This window comes from Streptomyces mabaensis (assembly GCF_053763515.1).
The window spans coordinates 1-19,604 of record NZ_JBSOPZ010000016.1; the positions used below are offsets into that span (position 1 = coordinate 1).

Consider the following 19,604-nt stretch of genomic DNA (forward strand, 5'->3'; position numbering starts at 1 on the left):
GGGTCTGGTGCCGTGCATCGCAAGGCGGAGGAAGGAGCCATGGCGGAGCCCTGGCGACTGACGACAACGCGGCGAGGCGCGGTGCCAGACCCCGCGAGCCCGGCAAGATCCAAACGAGAGGCCCTAGGAGTGGTGTGCGTGCTGCTGCTGGTCGGCAGCGGGCTGGCCGGCTGCGGGATCCGGGCCACTTCGGTGCCCGTCGACGCCGGGCCGGCGCCGTCGCGGGTGTCCTGCGACAGCCCGCCGGAGGACGGCGGTACGCAGCCCGCGGACGGCGTCCGGGTCGAGGTGCAGCTGGTCTGCGGTTCGCAGCTGGTGGCGGTGAAGCGGGTCGTACCGCTCGCGGAGGACAAGGCCGGCCGCGAGCCGGCCGCGGTCGCGCAGGTGCTGCTGGGCGAGCTGAAACGCGCGCCGTCGTCCGCCGAGCGGGACGCGGGGTTCTCCACCGAGGTACCGGACGCGCTGACGGTCGCCCCGGACCGCCGGTCCGGCGACCCGGAGGAGGCGCTGCGGCTGAGCCGCCGCCCCGAGGACCTGCCGCCGCTGGCCCTGGCGCAGATCGTCTGCACACTGGCGGGCAGCGAGGCGGTCGGCTCGGACGGCCCGGTGGTGCTGGGCGGCCCGGACGAGGACCCGCCACGGGAGTGGGAGTGCACGGAGTCCCTGCGCGCCCGCCCGGAGGCGGTGCCGACCCTGGGCGAAGTGGTCCGCCCAACCCCGTCGCCCTGACCCGCCGGGCCCCCGCCCCGAGCGGCGCACATCACACCCGGCCCGACCGGGCGGACGCGGAACCGATCCTGCCGGTCGGTGCGACCACTCCCCGACGCACCACTCGCAGCCTCGGCCCCGGGGGGCCTCGGCGCTTCGCGCTGCTGCGGCGGACTCCGCCCGCCGGACCCCCACCCCGAGCGGCGCACATCACACCCGGCCCGACCGGGCGGACGCGGAACCGATCCTGCCGGTCGGTGCGTCTTGGGGGGCGTGCAGCGTAAGGGTGTGGGCGGCAGTGCCGTCGTCCGTTTTCGTGCGGTGGGGGTCGTGCTCCTGCTCGCGCATCTGGTCATGGTCGGGTGGCTGACGCTGCGCCCGCTCGACGTGCCGTGGGTGACCGCGGCGAATCTGACGCCGCTGGCCGGGATCAAGGCCGACCTCGCGTACGGGCCGCTGGAGGCCGCGCGCCGCATCGGTGAGGGGCTGCTGCTGCTGGCCCCGCTCGGCGTGCTGCTTCCGCTGGCCGGCGGGCGGCTGAACGTCTCGCCGCTGGCGTCGCTGGCCCGTACCGTCGCGGCCGGTGCCCTGATCTCCCTCGGCATCGAGCTGCTGCAGACCGGGGTGCCGGGGCAGGTCGTCGACGTGGACTCGCTGCTGCTGAACACCGCCGGGGTGGCCCTGGCCCACCTGGCCGTCGTACCCGCGATGCGGGCCAGGCTGCGCCGCCGGCGGCAGCACCCGTCGGGCGCCGTCCGGCGGGGGGAGTCGCCTCAGGGGCCCACCCCGACGATTCCCAGGGTCGGGATCGCCCCGTAGAGCGACGCTTTGACCGCTTCGCGGCGCGAGGATTGACGCATCGGGAGCACACCGAGCGGCTCCCGCGTAACTCGTGAAGGAGCCCACCATGACCGCTCTGGTTCGTCCCCGTGACGGCCGCATGATCGGGGGCGTGTGCGCGGCGCTGGCCAGGCGCTTCGGCACCTCCGCGACCACGATGCGAGTGATCTTCCTGGTCTCGTGCCTGCTGCCCGGCCCGCAGATCCTGGTCTACCTCGCCCTGTGGGCGCTGCTGCCGTCCGAGAAGACCGCCACCACCGCGTGGTAGGCGCGGTGGTCAGCCGAGGGTCTCGGCGATCTTCGCCAGCTGCTTGTCCGCGACCTCCCGCGGCACCCGCGGCTCCTTCTTGGCCGCCACGTTGAGAGCCATCAGGCGCACGATCGTCGAGTCCTCGCGGACGATGACCATGTGCAGGGGCGCCGAGACGCCCTGGGAGGAGGCCGACAGGGTGTAGCTGACCAACTCGTCGCCCGCGACCTCGAAGTCCTTGGCCTTGACGGCGGCGTACTTCGCGGTCTGCTTCTGCACGGTGGCGGTGAATCCCGAACCGCACGCCGCCACCGCCGCCTTGAGCCCGTCGATGACCCGCTGCGCGCCGGCCTCGTCGTACGCACTGAGCGAGGCGGAGATCGCGAGGCCCAGCTCCTTCTGGGAGCCGAGGCCACGGTTGACGGTCTCGCGCGCGGCCGGGTCCGGCTTGTCACCCATGATGTCGGCGAGCGGCTGGCACTCCTTCTTGTCCGCCCGGGGCTGGCCGTCGGGCGCCGAGGGGTCCTTGCCCTCCTTGGAGACCTGGTAGCCGGGCAGATCGGACCGCTCCAGCGCCGCTTTCTCCAGCGGGGTACGGGCGGCCGCGCCGCTCGGCGCGGCGCTGCGGGTGCCGGTGGCGCTCTTGCCCTCCCCGGCGGCGGAGCCGCCGCTGCAGGCGGTGGCCGACAGCAGCGCGGACACGGTGAGGAGTGCGGCCACTCCGGTTGCCTTCACGCGCATGTCGGAACCTCACACCCCGTGGGTCTGGCGCTGTTTGAGCGGTGATCCTGGCACACGAAGACGGCCGGGCGCACACCTCACCGAGGTGCACGCCCACCGCACTTGCGTACGAGCCCCGCGCAGCCCTGCGTACGGGCCCCGCGCACGGGCACGCCGTACGCACGCGGAAAACGCTCAGCCGGTCAGGCCGCCGGCCAGCGGCACGCCGCCCAGCAGGGTCTTGACGGGGTCGGTGCCCCCGCCGAGGGAGTCGGCCACGGGGACGTTGGCGGTCTTGGCGGGCAGCGTCGAGGTGACGCCGCCCAGGAGGCCGGTCGCGTCCGGGAGGGCCGGGGCGGGGGCGGCGGAGGCGGAACCGGCGGCGGCTGCGGCGAAGGCGGCGCCGAGAGCGGCGACACCGAGGGTCCTGGCAGCTGACTGCTTCATCGAATCTCGTCCTTGCGACGGGGAATTTGAGCGGCTCCGCAACGTAGCCAGCCCCGAGCGCGGCCCGCAAAACGTGAAAGCGGCCGGGAATTGACGTTCCCGGCCGCTGCTGTCGCGTGAGGCTCAGCCCTGAGGCGCGACGGAACCCCTGGTCGAAGCGGTCTGCTTGAACAGCCATTCGGACTTCAGCTCGGCGTAGCCGGGCTTGATCACGTCATTGATCATTGCGAGTCGTTCGTCAAAAGGAATGAAGGCGGACTTCATCGCATTGACGGTGAACCACTGCATGTCGTCGAGCGTGTAGCCGAAGGTCCCGACCAGGTGCTCGAACTCGCGGCTCATGCTGGTGCCGCTCATCAGCCGGTTGTCCGTGTTGACGGTGGCCCGGAAGTGCAGCTTGCGCAGCAGGCCGATGGGGTGGTCGGCGTACGACGCCGCGGCGCCGGTCTGCAGGTTGGAGCTGGGGCACATCTCCAGCGGGATGCGCTTGTCCCGTACGTACGAGGCGAGGCGGCCGAGCTTGACACTGCCGTCGGCGGCCACCTCGATGTCGTCGATGATCTTCACGCCGTGGCCGAGGCGGTCCGCGCCGCACCACTGCAGCGCCTGCCAGATCGACGGCAGGCCGAACGCCTCGCCCGCGTGGATCGTGAAGTGGTTGTTCTCGCGCTTGAGGTACTCGAACGCGTCGAGGTGCCGGGTGGGCGGGAAGCCCGCCTCGGCGCCCGCGATGTCGAAGCCGACCACACCCACGTCGCGGTAGCGGTTGGCGAGTTCGGCGATCTCCAGCGCGCGGGCGGCGTGCCGCATCGCGGTGAGGAGGGCGCCGACGCGGATGCGGTGACCGTTGGCCCTGGCCCGGCGCTCGCCCTCGCGGAAGCCCTCGTTGACGGCCTCGACGACCTCTTCGAGGGTCAGGCCGGCTTCGAGGTGCTGCTCGGGGGCGTACCGCACCTCGGCGTACACGACGCCGTCCTCGGCGAGGTCCTCGGCACACTCGGCCGCGACCCGGACGAGCGCGTCGCGGGTCTGCATGACGGCGCAGGTGTGCGCGAAGGTCTCCAGATAGCGCTCCAGCGATCCGGAGTCGGCGGCCTCGCGGAACCAGATGCCGAGTTTGTCGGCGTCGGTCTCGGGGAGTCCTTCGTAGCCCGTGGCGCGGGCCACCTCAATGATCGTGCCGGGACGCAGGCCGCCGTCGAGGTGGTCGTGCAGCAGCACCTTGGGGGAACGGCGGATCTGGTCCGCGGTGGGAAGGTTCGGGGTCTCGCTCGTCATCTCGGCACTCTACCTCCTACGCGCGTAGATCCGCTTGGTCGATACGTAACAGTGACCCCACGGACGGATGGAGTACATCTGTGCTTCTGAGACTGTTCTGTCATGGCACTGCTTGCGCCGTCGGCGCGCGGGGCCCGCCTGGGGCGGGCGATCAGCGCGGCCGGCACCGGTTCCACCGTCACCGGCGTGGTCCTGCTGCTCCCCGGGGGCGAGCCCGAGTCGACCCGCCGGCCCTCCCCTCTCTCCCACGCCTTCGTACGCCCGCTGGCGCGCGCACTGGCCCGCGCGGGCCGCTCCGACGGCCTCGTCGCGCATGTCGTCCACTACCGCTCGCGCGGCTGGAACGGCCCCGGCGCGCGGCTGGCCCGGGACGCCGAGTGGGCGGCCGACGAGGTCGTACGGCGGTACGGCGACGTGCCCGTCTGCCTCGCCGGGTACGACATGGGCGGCCGGGCCGCGCTGCACGCCGCCGGTCATCCGGCCGTCAACTCCGTGCTGGCTCTGGCACCTTGGCTGCCGGAGGACGATGTCGCCGCATGCCCGGAACCGGTGAAGCAGCTCGCCGACCGGCAGGTGCTGATCGTGCACGGCACCAACGACACCCGTACCGACCCGGAGTTGTCGTACCGGCTGGCCCAGCGCGCCAAGAAGGCCCACCGGGACATCTGCCGCTTCGAGGTGCACTCCGACGGCCACGGCCTGTACCAGCACCGCGCCGAAGTCCTGGCGCTGGCCGCCGACTTCGTACTGGGCGCGGTCTACTCGCGCGCGTTCGCGCGGCCGGTCGCGGACGCGCTGGCCGCGCCGCCGCCGATCGGGCTGCGGATGCCACTGGCGGGGGGATTCGGCCGCTCGCTGCGAGGCTGACGGACACCCCCTAGTCCGGGAGCAGATGGCCCCGGCGCGAGAGCAGGAAGCGCTTGAAGGCGGCCACCGGGGCGGTGTCCGGGTGGCCGTCCAGCCAGGCGACGCCGATCTCCCGTACCGCGCGCGGGGCCGTCACCGTCAGCTCGACCACGCCCGGCCGGGCCACCGCGGGCGGTGGCAGCAGCGCCACGCCGAGGCCGGCCGCCACCAGGCCCCGCAGGGTCTCCGCCTCCTCGCCCTCGAACGCGACCCGCGGTTTGAAGCCCGCCTCGGCGCACAGGTCGTCGGTGATGCGGCGCAGGCCGTAGCCCGGTTCCAGGGTCACGAACGTCTCGTCGGCCGCCTCCGCCAGCCGGACCCGCTTGCGGGTCGCGAGCCGGTGGTCGTCGGGCACGACCAGGCGCAGCCGCTGCTCGTCCAGGCGGCGCGCGACGAGGTCGGGCGCGTCCGGGACGGGCGAGGTCAGACAGAGGTCGAGGTCCCCGGCCCGGAGGCGTTCGAGCATGGCCTCGCCGTAGTTCTGTACGAGCTGGAAGCGGACCCGGGGGTGATCGGCGCGGAAGGCGCGGATCAGCCCCGGCACGGTCTCGGAGCCCATGGTGTGCAGGAAGCCGAAGGCGACCTTGCCGGCCGCCGGATCGGCGTCGGCGCGAACCGTCTCGGCGGCCCGCTCGACCTCGGCGAGCGCCCGCTGTACGGAAGTGAGGAACGTACGGCCGGCCGGGGTCAGCGAGACCGTGCGGCCGTGCCGGGCGAAAAGGTCGACGCCGAGGTCCTGTTCGAGCCTGACCATCGCCCGGGAGAGCGTCGACTGCGGTACGGACATCTCCTGCGCGGCGCGGGTGACGTGCTCGTGGCGGGCGACGCCGGCGAAGTACGCGAGGCGGGGCGCCAGCACCGCGACAATGTCTTCTTCGTAACTGCCCGGTGACAGGGACGGCTGTGAGCTGGGGTCATGCACCATGGGAACGATTATCGCCGTTCCATGCATTGGACGCATAAAACCGCGCGGCCTACCTTCGACATATGCCTCCTGCCAGTACCGGGGCACCCACCACCGTGGGTGCCTCCGCCGCGCCGTCCCCCTCCACCGACGTCACCCGACTCGCCCCGGGCGCCACCGGCTACCGCCGGATGAGCTTCGCGCTCTTCGCCGCCGGGGTGGCGGCCTTCGCCCTCCTCTACTCCACCCAGGCCCTGCTTCCCGCCGTCTCCGCCGACTTCGCGGTGACCGCCGGGCAGGCGAGCTGGTCGGTCTCCGCCGCGACGGGCGCGCTGGCGCTGTGCGTACTGCCGCTGAGCGCGCTGTCCGAGCGGTTCGGGCGCACCCGGCTGATGACGGTGTCCCTGACGGTGGCGGTCGTGGTCGGCCTCCTGGTGCCGTTCGCGCCGGACCTCGGCTGGCTGGTGGCGCTGCGCGCCGTACAGGGCGCGGCGCTCGCCGGACTGCCGGCGTCCGCGATGGCGTACCTGGCGGAGGAGGTGCGGCCCAAGGCGCTGGTCGCCGCGATCGGCCTGTTCGTGGCGGGCAACAGCATCGGCGGGATGAGCGGCCGGGTGCTGACCGGCTGGGTGGCCCAGGCCTGGGGCTGGCGCGCGGCGCTGGCGGCGGTCGGCCTGCTGGCCCTGTTGTGCGCGGTGGTCTTCCGGCTGCTGCTGCCGAGGGCGCGCCACTTCGTACCCGGTTCGCTGAGCCCGCGCACGCTGGCCCGGACGGTGCGCGGTCATCTGGCCGACCCGCTGCTGTGCCGGCTGTACGCGATCGGCGCGCTGTTCATGACCGTGTTCGGCGCGGTGTACACGGTGATCGGCTACCGGCTGGTGGACGAGCCGTTCTCCCTCCCGCAGGGCGTCGTGGGTTCGGTCTTCCTGGTCTACCTGGTCGGTACGGCCTCCTCGGCCGCGGCCGGCCGGCTGGTGGCCCGTACCGGCCGCCGCGGGGCGCTGTACCTGGCGGTCACCACCACCGCGGCCGGCCTGCTGCTCTCGCTCGCCGACAGCCTGGCCGCCGTGCTGCTGGGGCTGGTGCTGATCACCGCGGGCTTCTTTGCGGGCCACGCGGTCGCCTCGTCGTCGGTCAGCCGTACGGCGAAGACGGGCCGCGCGCAGGCCTCCGCCCTCTACCAGTCGGCGTACTACCTGGGCTCCAGCGTGGGCGGCACGCTGGGCGCGGTCGCGTTCCACGCGGGCGGCTGGGCGGCCACGGTCCTGCTCGGCCTGCTGGCGGTCCTGGGCGTCGTCTCGATCACCCTGTACGGCTCGCGCTGCGCGCGGGCGGAGCGCCGGCTGGTGCTCGCCGCTGCACAGCGTTGATCCATTATCACGAAGCGCGTGAAACTGCCCCGGCTTTCCGTGCAACTTCACCTGCATTTCGCATGTCTAGCTCGCAGGACGTCATGCGTGCGCGGGAGGGACGGGGAGAAATGGGACAGATACGCAGGAGAGGGACCGTGGCGGCCGGGGTCGTCGCGCTCGTGGTGCCGGTAGCGGTGGCGGTGGGCAGTACGCCGGCCCAGGCGGCGACGTGCACGACGAGCACCGGGCCGTACCAGAAGCAGGTCGAGAAGTTCCTGGGGCGGCCGGTGGACGGCAGGCAGTCGGCCGCTGACTGCACGGCGATACGTTCCTTCCAGGCCAAGCACGGGATCACGCCGACCATCGGCTACGCGGGCCCGGTCACCTGGCGCACGATGAGCACGATGCTTGCCCAGCGGGCGGCCGGCACCAACCCCAACAAGGCCGGCACCTGCCCGGTCAACAAGGGCCGCATCGCCTGTGTCGACCTGACCCGGCAGCTGAGCTGGATCCAGGACGGCAGGACACTGAAGTACGGACCGGTGCCGGTGCGGACCGGGAAGAACGGCACCGAGACGCGGACCGGGGCGAAGAAGATCTACTACCGGTCCGCCAACCACTGGTCGACGATCTACAAGGTGTGGATGCCGTACTCGCAGTTCTTCGACGGCGGGCAGGCCTTCCACTCCACCACCAAGAGCATGTGGAACCCGCCCGGCTCGGGCGGCTGCGTCAATATGCGGCCGGCCGACGCGAAGGCGTACTGGGGCATGCTGAAGAACGGCGACGACGTCTTCGTGTACGGGCGCAAGCCCGGCACCTGAGACGGCCCCGGAGCCGTTCCGGCTGCCGTTGTCAGAGCGCTCGTGTAGGTTCCGAATCGCTGGTGCCAATGGGCTACAGGGGTGGTGGATCTCCATGAGTGATCTCGCGACGAAACCGGATCTCGACTCCAATCTGGGGAAGTACCGCGTCGAGCTGACGGGCTACTGCTACCGGATGCTGGGCTCCGCCTTCGAGGCGGAGGACGCCGTCCAGGACACGCTCGTCCGCGCCTGGCGGAGTTACGACCGCTTCGAGGGCCGCTCCTCGCTGCGGTCGTGGCTCTACCGCATCGCGACCAACGTCTGCCTGGACATGCTGAACGCGGGGAACCGCCGGGCCCGTCCCATGGACCTGTCGTCCCCGCAGACGCAGGCCACGGCCGTGCTCAACACCCTGCCCGAAGTGACCTGGCTGGAGCCGGTGCCGGACGGCCGGGTGCTGCCGGCCACCGCCGACCCCGCCGACATGGCCGTGGCGAAGGAGTCGGTCCGGCTGGCCTTCGTCGCGGCGCTCCAGCATCTGCCGTCCAAGCAGCGCGCGGTGCTGATCCTGCGCGAGGTGCTGGCCTGGAAGGCGAGCGAGGTCGCCGAGCTGCTCGACACCTCGGTCGCCTCGGTGAACAGCGCGCTGCAGCGGGCCCGCGCCACGCTCGCGGCGAGCGAGATACGGGAGAGCGACGCCGCCGACCCGCTCGACGAGGACCAGCAGAAGCTGCTGGAGCGCTATGTCGCCGCCTTCGAGGGGTACGACATGGACCAGCTCACGGCGCTGCTGCACGAGGACGCCACGCTGTCCATGCCCCCCTTCGACCTGTGGCTGCACGGCCCCGCCGAGATCCGTGCCTGGCACGTCAACCAGGGCATCGGCTGCAAGGGCTCCCGGCTCGTCCCGACCGTGGCGAACGGCCTGCCGGCCTTCGGCCAGTACCGGGTCAGCGAGTCGGGCGACGGCCACGCCCCGTGGGCGCTCCAGGTCATCGAGATCTCAGAAGGGAAGATCGTCGGGCTCAACGCGTTCCTGGACACCGAGCGGTGGTTCCCGCTCTTCGGCCTCCCCGAGCACCTCGACGCCCAGCCCGACCAGCCCTAGCAGCGCGCGGAGCCGGCCGCTGGGCCGGCGCAGCCTGATCCGGCCGCCCATCCGCCGGGCGGTGAGCTGCAGCCTGGCCAGGGCGTCCACGGTGGCGAGGTCGGGCGAGGCGAGCGCGCCGACGTCGCAGTCCACCACCCCGGCGCCGGGGCAGTCGTGCAGCAGCTCCCGCAGCCGCTCGCACAGCCGCGGCACATCGGCACGGGTCACCGGGCCGATGATGACGAGGTCACGTCGTCGGTCGCTTCGTCGGATGGGGTCCACATGAGGGCAGACCCGCCGGGCGGGCGGAACTCATCGCACAGCGAGGGGGTGTCCGGTCGATCAGGCCGGATCAGCGAGCGGCGTCTGGTGCGCGCAGCTGCAAGGCGGCTGGATTCGGCCATAGCGGAGCTATGGGCGGATTCGGCCAACGCCGCAGATGTGCGTGCCAGGCGGCGGGAGCCCGGCATGATCGGCCGGACACCCCCTGGGCGTTCCGCCCGGCTGACCGTGGCGTGGTGGGTCAGGAGACGCGTTCCAGCAGGACCGGGCCGGGGGTGAAGGCCGTGCGCTCGGGGGCGACCAGCACGCCGCCGTCCAGGGCCTCCAGGGCGTACTCGAACTTCTCCGGGGTGTCCGTGTGCAGGGTCATCAGGCGCTGGCCGGCCGTGACGGTGGCACCCGGCTTGACGTGCAGCTCGATGCCCGCGCCCGCCTGCACCTGGTCCTCCTTGCGGGCCCGTCCCGCGCCGAGCCGCCAGGCCGCGACGCCGACGGCGTAGGCGTCCAGGCCGGTCAGCACCCCGGTGGAGGAGGCATGCACGACGTGCTGCTCACGGGCGACCGGCAGCGTGGCGTCCGGGTCGCCGCCCTGGGCGGCGATCATCCGGCGCCACACGTCCATGGCGGAGCCGTCGGCCAGCGCCTTGGCCGGGTCGGCGTCCTTCAGGCCGGCCGCGTCCAGCATCTCGCGTGCGAGCGCGAGGGTCAGCTCGACGACGTCGGCCGGGCCGCCGCCCGCCAGCACCTCGACGGACTCGCGGACCTCCAGGGCGTTGCCGGCGGTGAGGCCGAGCGGCGTGGACATGTCGGTGAGCAGCGCGACCGTCTTCACACCGTGGTCGGTGCCCAGCCCCACCATGGTCGCGGCGAGTTCGCGGGCGTCCTCGATGTTCTTCATGAAGGCGCCGGTGCCAACCTTGACGTCCAGGACGAGCGAGCCGGTCCCCTCGGCGATCTTCTTGGACATGATGGACGAGGCGATCAGCGGGATGGCCTCGACGGTGCCGGTGACATCGCGCAGCGCGTAGAGCTTCTTGTCCGCGGGGGCGAGTCCGTCGCCCGCCGCGCAGATGACCGCGCCGGTGGATTCCAGCACGTCGAGCATCTCGGCGTTGGAGAGCAGCGCGCGCCAGCCGGGGATGGACTCCAGCTTGTCGAGCGTGCCCCCGGTGTGGCCGAGGCCGCGGCCGCTCAGCTGCGGTACGGCCGCACCGCAGGCGGCGACCAGCGGCGCCAGCGGGAGGGTGATCTTGTCGCCGACGCCGCCGGTGGAGTGCTTGTCGGCGGTGGGGCGGGAGAGGGCGGAGAAGTTCATCCGCTCGCCGGAGTTGATCATCGCGGCGGTCCAGCGGGCGATCTCGACGCGGGTCATGCCGTTGAGCAGGATCGCCATCGCCAGCGCGGACATCTGCTCGTCGGCGACCTCGCCGCGCGTGTAGGCGTCGATGACCCAGTCGATCTGCTCGGGGCTCAGCTCGCCGCGGTCCCGCTTGGTGCGGATGACGGAGATGACGTCCATGGTGAGGCTTCCTTCCGGGGCGGCCCCTCCGCCGGAGCGGAGCGGAAGGGCCGCGTTGCTGAGGAGGATCTGCGAGAGATGGTTCGGGCCGAAGGCCTGCGGCAGCATTTCGGCGAGGGTGCGGATGCCTTCCGGCGTCTCCAACAGCAGCTCACCGCCGCCGAATTCGAACAGCAGCTGCCGGCAGCGCCCGCACGGCACCAGGGCCTCGCCCCGGCCGTCCACACAGACGAAGTGGGTCAGCCGGCCGCCGCCGGTCGCCTGGAGCTGGGAGACCAGCCCGCACTCGGCGCACAGGCCGAGACCGTACGAGGCGTTCTCGACATTGCATCCCACCACCGTACGGCCGTCGTCGACGAGGGCGGCGACGCCGACCGGGAAGCCCGAATACGGCGCGTACGCACGGGACATGGCGTCCCGGGCCGCCGCCCGCAGGGCTTCCCAGTCGACGGTCGCGGCCCGCGTCACTTGCCCTGGCCCTTCCGGTACCGCATACCGTCCGCCTTCGGCATCCGCAGCCGCTGCGCGGACAGCGAGAGGACGAGCAGCGTGACGACGTACGGGGTGGCGCTCACGAACTCGGTGGGCACCGTGTCCGTACCGAGGTACCAGACCAGGACGCCGGCGGCGATGACTCCGCTGATCGCGGCGACCAGGTAGCTCTTGCGGTAGAGCTTCCACAGCGCGAGACCCACGAGCAGCACCACCAGCAGCAGGAGCAGCGCGTGTACGGACTGGCCGCCGGCCCGCAGCTGGAGGGCGTCGGCGAAGCCGAACAGGCCCGCGCCCATGGCGAGTCCGCCGGGACGCCAGTTGCCGAAGATCATCGCGGCGAGGCCGATGTAGCCGCGGCCGCCGGTCTGGCCCTCGTTGTAGATGTGCGAGGTGACCAGGGAGAGGAAGGCGCCGCCGAGGCCGGCCATACCGCCGGAGACGACCACCGCGATGTACTTGTACGTGTAGACGTTGACGCCCAGCGACTCCGCGGCGATCGGGTTCTCGCCGCAGGAGCGCAGCCGCAGGCCGAAGGCGGTCTTCCACAGCACCCAGAAGGTGCCGACGAAGAGCAGGACGGCCACGATCGTCAGCAGCGACAGGTTGGTGACCAGGCCGCCGAAGATGCCCGCCAGGTCCGAGACGAGGAACCAGTGGTGCTTCTCGATCGAGGCCAGCCAGTCGGACAGTCCGGGCACGGTGATCGAGGTGATGTCCTCGGCCGGCGGGGACTGCTTGGGGCTGCCGCCGCGCTGGGCCGCCTCACCGGTGTTGAACCACAGCTTGGCGAAGTAGGTGGTGACACCGACCGCCAGGATGTTGATCGCGATGCCGGAGATGATGTGGTCGACACCGAAGGTGACGGTGGCGATCGCGTGCAGCAGGCCGCCGAACATACCGCCGAGCACACCGGCGAGCACACCGATCCAGGGGTTGGTCTGCCAGCCGGCCCAGGCCCCGAAGAAGGTGCCCAGGATCATCATGCCTTCGAGGCCGATGTTGACCACGCCGGCCCGCTCGGCCCACAGGCCGCCGAGGCCGGCCAGGCCGATCGGTACGGCCATGGCGAGGGCCGCGCTGATCTGGCCGGCACCGGTGAGGTCCTCGGCGCCCGTGATGGCCCGCACGGCGGACAGCGCGAGCAGGCCGGCCGCGATGATCAGCAGGATGACGGGGAAGGACAGGCGGGTGCGGCCGCCCTTGCCGCCGGCCGCCTTGGGCGCGGCGGGCGGTGGGGTGGAAGTCGCCGTGGCGGTCACGCCGACACCTCCTGCTGGTCGGAGTTACGGGCCTGGGCGGCGAGCTTCTCGCCGACCTGCCGCTGCTGGCGCTTGAGGCCGAAGCGGCGCACCACTTCGTACGCGATGACGACGCACAGGACGATGACGCCCTGGATCACGCCGACGATCTCCTTGTCGTAGCCCTCGAATTCGAGCTTGCCGGTGCCGCGTTCCAGGAAGGCCCAGAGCAGCGCGCCGAGGGCGATGCCGACCGGGTGGTTGCGGCCGAGGAGGGCGATGGCGATACCGGTGAAGCCGATACCCACGGGGAAGTCGCCGCTGTACTCGAACGAGTCGTTGAGCAGCGTGGGCATGCCGATCAGACCGGCCATGGCGCCGGAGATCAGCATGGAGGTGACGACCATCTTCTTCACGTCGACACCGCTCGCCTGGGCCGCGGAGCCGGACTGGCCGACCGTCCGCAGGTCGTAGCCGAAGCGGGTGCGCGAGAGGGTGAACCAGTACGCGACGCCCGCGACGACGGCGACGACGATGAAGCCCCAGACCGGGGCCGGGGTGGTCGGGAACTCGAAGAAGTGGGCGGACTCCGGGAGCGGGTCCGTGGAGATCTTCGTACCGGCCTCGTCCAGGTGTCCGAGACGGCCCACCTGGAGCAGGTAGCCGATGATCGCGGTGGCGATGGCGTTCAGCATGATGGTCGAGACGACCTCGCTGACACCGCGGGTGACCTTCAGGACGCCGGCGATACCGGCCCACATCGCGCCGACGATCATCGCGGTGAGGATGATCAGCGGGATCTGGAGGAAGCCCGGGAGGGTCAGCGCGCCGCCGAGTGCGGCCGCGAAGAAGGCCGCGAGGCGGTACTGGCCGTCGACGCCGATGTTGAACAGGTTCATGCGGAAGCCGATGGCCACCGCGAGACCCGCCAGGTAGTACGTCGTTCCCTTGTTCAGGATGTAGACCTGGCTGTCCGACTTCAGGCCGTAGTCGAACATGATGCCGAAGGCGTTGAACGGCTCCTTGCCGGTGGCGGCCAGCACCACGGCGGTCACCAGGAACGCGACCACGATCGCGAGTACGGGGGCCGCGAGCCCCAGGAGCAGCCGCTCCTTGTCGAACTTCTTCATCGGTCCTCTCCCCCGTCTGCGGGGTCGCCGTCGGCACCGTCGCCGGCCGGGTGCTCGAGATGGCCGGTGGCCGCGCCGGTCATGGCCGAACCCAGCTCCTCCGGAGTGATGGTGGCGGGGTCGGCGTCGGCGACCAGGCGCCCGCGGTACATGACGCGCAGGCTGTCCGAGAGGCCGATCAGCTCGTCCAGGTCAGCGGAGATCAGCAGCACCGCCAGGCCTTCGTGGCGCGCTTCCCGGATCTGGTCCCAGATCTGCGCCTGCGCGCCGACGTCCACGCCCCGGGTGGGGTGCGCGGCGATCAGCAGCTTGGGGTGGTGGCTCATCTCGCGGCCGACGATCAGCTTCTGCTGGTTGCCGCCGGAGAGCGAGGCCGCGGTGACCTCGATGCCGGGGGTGCGCACGTCGTACTCGCGCACGATCCGCTCGGTGTCGGCGCGCGCGGCCTTCAGGTCGAGGAACGCGCCCTTGCTGTTGGGGCGTTCGGTGACATGGCCGAGGATGCGGTTCTCCCACAGCGGCGCTTCCAGCAGCAGGCCGTGCCGGTGGCGGTCCTCGGGGATGACGCCCATGCCGTCCTCGCGGCGCTTGCGCGTCGGGGTGTGCGTGATGTCGTCGGTGTCCAGGGTGAGGACGCCGCTGTCCAGCGTCCGCATGCCCATGATGGCCTCGACCAGCTCCGACTGGCCGTTGCCCTCGACGCCTGCGATGCCCAGCACCTCACCCTTGTGGATGGTGAAGCTGATGCCGTCGAGCACCGCGCGTACGACGCCGTCGGGGTCGGTGGCGGTCAGCCTCAAGTCCTGAACCCGGAGCATCGGTACGTCGGTGACGGTCGACTCGCGGGTCTCGGGCGAGGGCAGCTCGGTGCCGACCATCAGTTCGGCGAGCTGCTTGGTGGTGACCGTCTTCGGGTCGGCGCTGCCCACGGTGGTGCCGCGGCGGATCACGGTGATCTCGTCGGCGACCGACAGCACCTCGCCCAGCTTGTGCGAGATGAAGATGACGGTCAGGCCCTCGGCCTTGAGCTCGCGGAGGTTGTCGAAGAGCGCGTCGACCTCCTGCGGGACGAGGACGGCGGTCGGCTCGTCGAGGATCAGCGTGCGGGCGCCCCGGTAGAGGACCTTGAGGATCTCCACGCGCTGACGGTCGGCCACGCCCAGGTCCTCGACCAGGACGTCGGGCCGGACGCCCAGACCGTACGCGCCGGAGATCTCCCGGATCTTCGCGCGTGCCTTGTCCCCGATGCCGTACAGCTTCTCCGAGCCGAGCACGACGTTCTCGAGGACGGTGAGGTTGTCCGCGAGCATGAAGTGCTGGTGCACCATGCCGATGCCGCGCGCGATGGCGTCACCGGGGTTGTGGAAGGAGACCTGTTCGCCGTCCACCGCGATGGTGCCCTCGTCGGGCTTCTGCATGCCGTAGAGGATCTTCATCAGAGTGGACTTGCCGGCGCCGTTCTCGCCCACGAGGGCGTGCACGGTGCCTCTGCGCACGGTGATGTCGATGTCGTGGTTGGCCACGACTCCGGGGAATCGCTTGGTGATGCCGCGGAGCTCTACGGCATGGGGACTGCTTGACGCTTTGATGGCGCACTCTCCTAGGGCAGGAGGCGGAGGGAGCGGGGGCGGTGGGGGCGAAAATTACCGCGTTCGGCGGCATGCTACGCGCGTAGCTCTGCCAAAAAAAGAAACTGTCTGACGCCATATGTGACACGGGGCCCGGAGAAGCGGCAGCAGCCGCTCCCACGGGCCCCGGTCAGCGGGCCGGTCAGGTGGTCGTCTTCACCTTGATGGTGCCGTCGACGATCTTCTTCTTGGCCTCGTCGATCTTGGCCTGGATGTCCTTGAGGTGGTCACCCGTGGTGGTCAGGCTGACGCCGTCCTTGGCCAGGGAGTACGAGTTCACGCCGGTCAGCGGCTTGCCGTCGTGGACGGACTTGGCCAGATCGTAGACACCGGTGTCGACGTTCTTGACCACGGAGGTCAGGATCGAGTCGGCGTACTTGGAGAGGGCCGGGTCCTTGGCCTGGTCCGAGTCCACGCCGATCGCCCAGGCGCCCGGCTTGGCCGCGACGGCCTCGATCGCGCCGGCGCCGGAGCCGCCCGCGGCCGTGTAGATGACGTCGATGCCCTTGTCGAGCATGCCCTTGGCGGCGGCCTTGCCCTTGTCGGGGCTGCCGAAGCCGGAGAGGTCGGATCCGGTGGTCAGGTACTGGATCTGGACCGTGGCCTTCGGGTTGGTCTCCGTGACGCCCTGCTCGAAGCCGGCGGCGAACTTCTTGATCAGCGGGAGGTCGACACCGCCGATGAAGCCGACCTTGCCGTCCTTCGACTTCAGCGCGGCCGCGACACCGGCGAGGTAGGAGCCCTGCTCCTCGGTGAAGACGATGCTGTCGACGTTCTTGGCGTCCGAGACGGAGTCGACCAGGCCGAAGGTGGTGTCCGGGAACTTCGCGGCGACCTTGTCGATCGCGTCCTTGTACGCGAAGCCGACACCGATCACCGGGTTGTAGCCACCCTCGGCGAGCGAGGCGAGGCGCGTCTCGCGGTCGGCCGGGGTCTCACCGGTCTTGGCGGTGAGCTCCTTGGTGTCGGCGCCGAACTCGGCCTTGGCCTTGTCCAGGCCGCGGGCCGCGGAGTCGTTGAACGAGTTGTCGCCACGGCCGCCGACGTCGTAGGCCATACCGATCTTGAGCTTCTTCTCGCCACCCGTGCCCGGAGACTCGGTGGACGACTCGCCACAAGCGGTGGCGGTGAGCGCGAGAGCCGCGGTGATGGCACACGCGGCGCTGATCTTGGATACCCGGCGCACTGGGAGGCTCCTTCAACCTGACCGAAGCGCCTCTTCCGGCGCTGGTTTCGCGGCGATCGTAACGCGCGTAGATGTCAGTTAAAGGCCTGTTCATGAGTTGTTATCGGATCGTCGCGAACAGGCCACGACAGGGGATTGCGCGGCGACGAGGGCGCCGTGACGGGAGCGGGGTGGTCGGTGACTATCCGCGACTATCCGCGCATGCCGTCCAGCAGCGCGGCCGCGGTGAACAGCTCCACGCCGGCCTGGATCGAGCCCTCGTCCGCATCGAAGTCGCCGCGGTGCAGGTCCCGGCGGACCGGGTCGCCCGGCGTACGCACGCCCAGGCGGGCCATCGCGCCCGGGACGAGCTCCAGGTACCAGGAGAAGTCCTCGCCACCCAGGCTCTGCTCGGTGTCCTCGATCGCATACGGTCCGCGGCGCGCGATCATGGCGTCGCGCAGCAGGTCGGACATGGCGGGGTCGTTGACGACGGGCGGGACGCCGCGGACGTAGTTGATCTCCGACTTGGCCCGGTGCAGGGTCGCGACCTCGTCGATCGCCTCGTGCACCAGGTCGGGGGCGTCGCGCCAGGCGTGCAGGTCCAGGCAGCGGACCGTACCGGACAGCTCAGCGTGCATCGGGATGACGTTGCACGCGTGGCCGGCCTCGATCCGGCCCCAGGTGACCGACAGGCCCGCGCGGGCGTCCACCCGGCGGCTCAGCACCGCCGGCACCTCCGACACCACCTTGGCGGCGGCGGTGACCAGGTCGGTGGTGAGGTGGGGGCGTGCGGTGTGGCCGCCGGCGCCGTTCAGGGTCACCTCGAGCCGGTCGCAGGCGGAGGTGATCGCGCCGTGCCGCAGTCCGACCTTGCCGACCTCGACCTTGGGGTCGCAGTGCACCGCGATGATCCGGCCGACGCCGTCCATCACGCCGGAGGCGATGGCGTCGGCGGCGCCGCCAGGCAGGATCTCCTCGGCGGCCTGGAAGATCAGCCGTACCGGTCGGGGCAGCAGCCCCTGCCGGTCCAGGTTGGCCAGGACCAGGCCGGCGCCCAGCACCGTGGTGGTGTGCACGTCGTGGCCGCAGGCGTGGGCGCGGTCCGGGACGGTGGAGCGGTACGGCACGCCGACCTTGGCGTCGGGGATAGGGAGGGCGTCGATGTCGGCGCGGATGGCCAGCATGGGGCGGGTGCCGTCCCAGTGGCCGATGTCGCAGACCAGGCCCGTACCGGCGTCCAGGACGCGTGGCTTCAGTCCGGCCTGTTCGAGCCGGGCCTTGATCGCCGCGGTGGTACGGAACTCCTGGTTGCCCAGCTCGGGGTGCATGTGGAGGTCACGGCGGAAGGCGATCAGTTCGGCACGCAGGCTCTCCGGCAGCGTGCCGGGCAGTGCCGCTTCCCCGGGCAGGTCGGCTTCGGACTCGCGGTACATCAACTGGTTCACCTGTTGAAGGGTAGGCCTATTCATCGGTCAACTGGCCATCGATCAACAAAACTTCAACCCGTTAGGCGAAGAAAGCTGGCCGCGCGGTGCATGACCGACTGGGCGTGTGGGTAAGCTGCACCGCTCTTCGAGCGTACCCCGGCTTTGGGCGAGGCTCGGGTGTGACGGTGCTCGCACCAGGCGGTTCGTGCGTCAGGAGTGGGCCCGGCGTACGTCAGGCGGTGCCCGCGGGCGCGGGGACGAGCCGCTCCACGTCGCGGGCGGTGTCCGTGACCCCCGCGAGGAAACTCTGCGCCCGCGGTGACGCGTGGTCCGTGAGCCACGCCGGGTCGATGTCGCAGACGGCGACGGTCACGCCGGTGCCGGCGAGCGCGTACGGCAGGGTGTGGACAACGGTGGACGGGAAGCTCAGGATCGTACGGCCGACCGGGCCCCGGCGGGCGATCAGCTCCAGCGGCAGGTCGGGCCGGACGATCTCCAGGCCGGTCTGGGCACTGAGCGTGCGCAGCTTCTCGGCGCTCTCCCTGCGGTGCGCGAAGTAGCGGGTGGCGGCGTGGGTGCGGGCCAGGGTCCGTACCGCCTCCAGGTAGCGGGCGGGCTCGACCACACCGGTCTCGACCAGGGAGGTACCCACCAGGTCGGTGCCCTTGGTGAGCCGCGGCGGGCCGAAGGTGGACCGGGTCCAGGCGAAGTCGTTGACCCGGAGGGTGATGCCGTCCGGTGCGGCGACCGGCATGGCGGTGAACACCTCGACGCGGCGGCGGGCCTTCGGCGTGAGGCGGCGGCGCGCGGAGGCGGATACGGGCGCGTACGCGAGGTCGCACGCTCCGCGCAGGCCGCGGCCGCCGGTGCGGTGCCAGCGTACGAGGCGGTCGCCGCCGGCCAGCTGGGCGACGAACTCCATGGTGGCCGTGCCGTCGTCGACCACGACGATGTCCCTGGCCCGGGCGAGGGTCAGCAGCAGCTGGACGTACCGGGAGAACGGATCGCCGATGACGATGCGCGGCGCCCGGTGCAGTGCGCCGGCCAGCGCGTTGAGCGCCCTGAGCGGCGCGGCGGCGCCCCCGCGGGCCTCCTGCCAGTCCACCGGGTACCCCTCGTCGAGGGCCAGCGCGGCCATCCGGCGCAGCTGGCCCCGGGACATCGGGTCGACGGGCGGCAGCACGACGATCCGCAGCCACCCGTCGGGGCCGGGCCCGGCCGGGGAGGCGCCGCCCCGCCCGGCCGGCGCCCGGATTCCGTCCGGGGCCCGGGTTCCGGCCCGGGCGGGCTGCGGTGGGACCGTCAGGAGCAGGGACGGGGGGCGGGAGGCCTCCGCGTACGCCCACTCCAGGACGTTGAGGAGCTGAACCGGGCTCTCCACGAGGGCCAGGGTGGGGGCAGGTGAGGTCACCGCGT

General features: G+C 71.5%; 19 protein-coding genes and 1 pseudogene. 7 read left to right on the forward strand and 13 right to left on the reverse strand.

Features of this window, described 5'->3' with window-relative positions; genetic code table 11:
- The first annotated feature begins 138 nt into the window (after nt 1-138).
- From ACWV17_RS16225 to ACWV17_RS16235, 3 genes are all read left to right on the forward strand, one after another.
- Nucleotides 139-729 carry a hypothetical protein gene (locus ACWV17_RS16225; RefSeq protein ID WP_455360278.1) on the forward strand — a complete coding sequence of 197 codons (591 nt, stop codon included), beginning with the start codon at nt 139-141 and terminating at the stop codon, nt 727-729.
- 252 nt (nt 730-981) lie between these two features.
- Nucleotides 982-1,527: a VanZ family protein gene (locus tag ACWV17_RS16230; RefSeq protein ID WP_455360279.1), complete on the forward strand. Its 546-nt coding sequence runs from the start codon at nt 982-984 to the stop codon at nt 1,525-1,527.
- Between the two features lie 88 nt (nt 1,528-1,615).
- On the forward strand, nt 1,616-1,816 hold the full coding sequence (locus ACWV17_RS16235) for a PspC domain-containing protein (RefSeq protein WP_455352858.1): 201 nt from the start codon (nt 1,616-1,618) through the stop codon (nt 1,814-1,816).
- Between the two features lie 9 nt (nt 1,817-1,825).
- Here the strand turns inward: ACWV17_RS16235 and ACWV17_RS16240 are convergent, their stop codons facing one another.
- The 3 genes from ACWV17_RS16240 to ACWV17_RS16250 form a co-directional block, all read right to left on the reverse strand.
- Nucleotides 1,826-2,539, reverse strand: coding sequence for a hypothetical protein (locus ACWV17_RS16240; RefSeq protein ID WP_455360280.1), 714 nt, complete (start codon nt 2,537-2,539; stop codon nt 1,826-1,828).
- A gap of 174 nt (nt 2,540-2,713) precedes the next feature.
- Nucleotides 2,714-2,965, reverse strand: a complete 252-nt coding sequence (locus tag ACWV17_RS16245) for a hypothetical protein (RefSeq protein WP_455352860.1) — start codon at nt 2,963-2,965, stop codon at nt 2,714-2,716.
- 123 nt (nt 2,966-3,088) lie between these two features.
- Entirely contained in the window at nt 3,089-4,243 is a 1,155-nt protein-coding gene (locus tag ACWV17_RS16250) for an adenosine deaminase (protein WP_455360281.1), read from the reverse strand.
- A gap of 102 nt (nt 4,244-4,345) precedes the next feature.
- On the opposite strand from ACWV17_RS16250, the gene ACWV17_RS16255 reads away from it, so the two are divergent.
- Nucleotides 4,346-5,110 (forward strand): alpha/beta hydrolase, encoded by a 765-nt coding sequence (locus ACWV17_RS16255; RefSeq protein WP_455360282.1) that lies wholly within the window; start codon nt 4,346-4,348, stop codon nt 5,108-5,110.
- Between the two features lie 10 nt (nt 5,111-5,120).
- On the opposite strand, the gene ACWV17_RS16260 is transcribed toward ACWV17_RS16255, so the two are convergent.
- Entirely contained in the window at nt 5,121-6,074 is a 954-nt protein-coding gene (locus tag ACWV17_RS16260; RefSeq protein ID WP_455360283.1) for a LysR family transcriptional regulator, read from the reverse strand.
- 62 nt (nt 6,075-6,136) lie between these two features.
- Between ACWV17_RS16260 and ACWV17_RS16265 the strand changes: the two genes are divergently transcribed.
- From ACWV17_RS16265 to ACWV17_RS16275, 3 genes are all read left to right on the forward strand, one after another.
- The gene (locus ACWV17_RS16265; protein WP_455360284.1) at nt 6,137-7,423 is read left to right on the forward strand and encodes an MFS transporter; all 1,287 of its coding nucleotides are present in this window, start codon (nt 6,137-6,139) and stop codon (nt 7,421-7,423) included.
- 110 nt (nt 7,424-7,533) lie between these two features.
- Nucleotides 7,534-8,229, forward strand: coding sequence for a L,D-transpeptidase family protein (locus ACWV17_RS16270; protein WP_455352865.1), 696 nt, complete (start codon nt 7,534-7,536; stop codon nt 8,227-8,229).
- A 94-nt stretch (nt 8,230-8,323) separates the two neighbouring features.
- Nucleotides 8,324-9,319, forward strand: coding sequence for a sigma-70 family RNA polymerase sigma factor (locus tag ACWV17_RS16275; RefSeq protein ID WP_455360285.1), 996 nt, complete (start codon nt 8,324-8,326; stop codon nt 9,317-9,319).
- Here ACWV17_RS16275 and ACWV17_RS16280 read toward each other — a convergent pair.
- The 9 genes and pseudogenes from ACWV17_RS16280 to ACWV17_RS16320 form a co-directional block, all read right to left on the reverse strand.
- A complete protein-coding gene (locus ACWV17_RS16280; RefSeq protein ID WP_455360286.1) occupies nt 9,215-9,529 on the reverse strand; it encodes an STAS domain-containing protein in 315 nt (104 codons plus the stop codon). The genes ACWV17_RS16275 and ACWV17_RS16280 overlap by 105 nt on opposite strands.
- A gap of 295 nt (nt 9,530-9,824) precedes the next feature.
- Nucleotides 9,825-11,102, reverse strand: a complete 1,278-nt coding sequence (locus ACWV17_RS16285) for a thymidine phosphorylase (protein ID WP_455352868.1) — start codon at nt 11,100-11,102, stop codon at nt 9,825-9,827.
- 69 nt (nt 11,103-11,171) lie between these two features.
- A pseudogene (locus ACWV17_RS16290) lies at nt 11,172-11,570 on the reverse strand (cytidine deaminase); the annotation flags it as partial.
- Nucleotides 11,567-12,856 carry an ABC transporter permease gene (locus ACWV17_RS16295; RefSeq protein WP_455352870.1) on the reverse strand — a complete coding sequence of 430 codons (1,290 nt, stop codon included), beginning with the start codon at nt 12,854-12,856 and terminating at the stop codon, nt 11,567-11,569. The pseudogene ACWV17_RS16290 and the gene ACWV17_RS16295, both read right to left, overlap by 4 nt.
- Nucleotides 12,853-13,965: an ABC transporter permease gene (locus tag ACWV17_RS16300; RefSeq protein WP_455352871.1), complete on the reverse strand. Its 1,113-nt coding sequence runs from the start codon at nt 13,963-13,965 to the stop codon at nt 12,853-12,855. Before ACWV17_RS16300 ends, ACWV17_RS16295 begins: the two co-directional genes overlap by 4 nt.
- Complete coding sequence (locus ACWV17_RS16305; RefSeq protein WP_455352895.1) at nt 13,962-15,554, reverse strand: ABC transporter ATP-binding protein; 1,593 nt, start codon at nt 15,552-15,554, stop codon at nt 13,962-13,964. The genes ACWV17_RS16300 and ACWV17_RS16305 overlap by 4 nt, the downstream gene beginning before the upstream one ends.
- A 181-nt stretch (nt 15,555-15,735) precedes the next feature.
- Entirely contained in the window at nt 15,736-16,779 is a 1,044-nt protein-coding gene (locus ACWV17_RS16310; RefSeq protein WP_455360287.1) for a BMP family lipoprotein, read from the reverse strand.
- Nucleotides 16,780-16,970: 191 nt separating this feature from the next.
- Complete coding sequence (locus ACWV17_RS16315) at nt 16,971-18,194, reverse strand: amidohydrolase (RefSeq protein WP_455352896.1); 1,224 nt, start codon at nt 18,192-18,194, stop codon at nt 16,971-16,973.
- 226 nt (nt 18,195-18,420) lie between these two features.
- Nucleotides 18,421-19,599, reverse strand: coding sequence for a hypothetical protein (locus tag ACWV17_RS16320; RefSeq protein ID WP_455360288.1), 1,179 nt, complete (start codon nt 19,597-19,599; stop codon nt 18,421-18,423).
- Between the last annotated feature and the right edge of the window lie 5 nt (nt 19,600-19,604).